Genomic DNA, 1,420 nt, shown 5'->3' with positions numbered 1-1,420 from the left:
ACCGGCGACAGCGCCACCCAGCCCAGTACCGTGCCGGCCGCATCGGCGGCAACGAGGCGGTTGGTGGGCAGGTGGCCGCTATCCCAGGCCTCCCAGGTGGGTAGCTCGGTGGTGAAGGTAGCCGTGCCGGTGGCGATGCCCTCGGCGTAAATGGCGCGCACGGCGGGCCAGTGCGCGGCCGCGAGAGGAAGAATAAACGACGGAGAGTGCGGGGCTGGCTCCCGTCCATCGTTCGGCACCGCCTGCGCAAACTCCCGTGCGAACTCCTGCGCGTACGCCTTCACCTGCTCGCGCACGCTCCGGAACTGCGCCAGTATCTGCTCCTCGCTGCCGGTGGCTTTGGCGGGGTCGGGGAAGTTGTGGTGCCAGCGCTGCGCGCTCGACGGAAATACCGGGCATACTTCGTTGGCGTGGTCGCACACCGTCAGCACGTAGTCGAACGGCACGGTCGCGTACTCGTCGACGTGGTTGCTGGTGTGGGCTGAAATATCGACGCCGTCCTCCGCCATTACGGCCACGGCGCGGGGGTTCACGCCGTGCACTTCAACGCCCGCGCTGTACACCGAGGCCCGGTCGCCAAGCAGCTGGCATAAGTAGCCGTGCAGCAGCTGGCTGCGGCAGGAGTTGCCGGTGCACAGCACCAGCACGTTCTTCTTGTCAGGCATAGTTGCGAAATATATAAGGAGCAGATTAACAGCACCCGCCGCCCGGCGTGCAGCCGGCTATTTGCAGCTGCGGTAGCGCAAATTCCTGGGCTGCCGACACGCCGCAGGCATCCTGCGCCAGGCAGGCCGTGTGCTTGGCCGTGAGGTGAAAACCGGTGCCGTCAAACGTCAGCCCAAACTTGCCGATAGTGGCCTGCTGGTATTCCACTTCAATCTCCAGGTCCTCTGGCCCCAGTATCTTTTCCGACAGCGCCAGAATGTGCAGAAACTTCTGCGGCGCCAGCCGGTGGTCGTAGTCGCCGGCCTCCCACAGCTGGAAGTTGGCCACCGTTTCGCGCCGCTCTACGCCGCCGCAGTCGATAAAATGCTTGCTCACCAGGCCCACTTCCGTCACGTGGAAGTGCGCCGGCAGGGCCGTACCGTCGGGCAGCCGGAAGCTCACGGCAGCCAACCCGTGCAGGGCGGCCTTCATCTCCGAAATTTTCATGCAATTGACTGATTAATGAGTGAGAAGTAATGACTGGTTAAAGAGGAATTCAGCAGCAGGCGGCCGCATCGGGGCCGCCGGGGAGCGTTGCCGGCACTGCGGCCAGCAAGTCGCCGAATAGTTGCCGGGCCAGCGCCCAGCCCGCGCCATCGAGGCAATAACACACCCGCGGCCCGTCGATTTCGCCCTGCACCAGGCCGGCGGCCTTCAGCTCCTTCAGGTGCTGCGACACCGTGCTTTGCGACAGCGGCAACTCCAGCACCAGCTC

3 protein-coding genes are annotated in these 1,420 nt (G+C 64.8%); all 3 read right to left on the bottom strand.

Annotation, left to right across the window (positions count from 1 at the left end; genetic code table 11):
• A partial coding sequence (locus tag ACYVDE_RS22775) for an arsenate reductase/protein-tyrosine-phosphatase family protein (RefSeq protein ID WP_460503824.1) occupies positions 1–665 on the bottom strand: 665 nt, incomplete at its 3' end.
• 25 nt (positions 666–690) lie between these two features.
• Entirely contained in the window at positions 691–1,152 is a 462-nt protein-coding gene (locus ACYVDE_RS22770; RefSeq protein WP_460503823.1) for a DUF6428 family protein, read from the bottom strand.
• 49 nt (positions 1,153–1,201) lie between these two features.
• On the bottom strand, positions 1,202–1,420 hold a 219-nt coding region (locus ACYVDE_RS22765), incomplete at its 5' end, for an ArsR/SmtB family transcription factor (protein WP_460503822.1).

This window comes from Hymenobacter agri (genome assembly GCF_054778495.1).
This window is presented reverse-complemented; position numbering and strand designations above follow the sequence as displayed.

Coding starts and splice junctions, on each gene's coding strand:
- ACYVDE_RS22770 (WP_460503823.1), bottom strand. CDS start 1,152: ATGAAAATTTCGGAGATGAAGGCCGCCCTGCACGGGTTGGCTGCCGTG.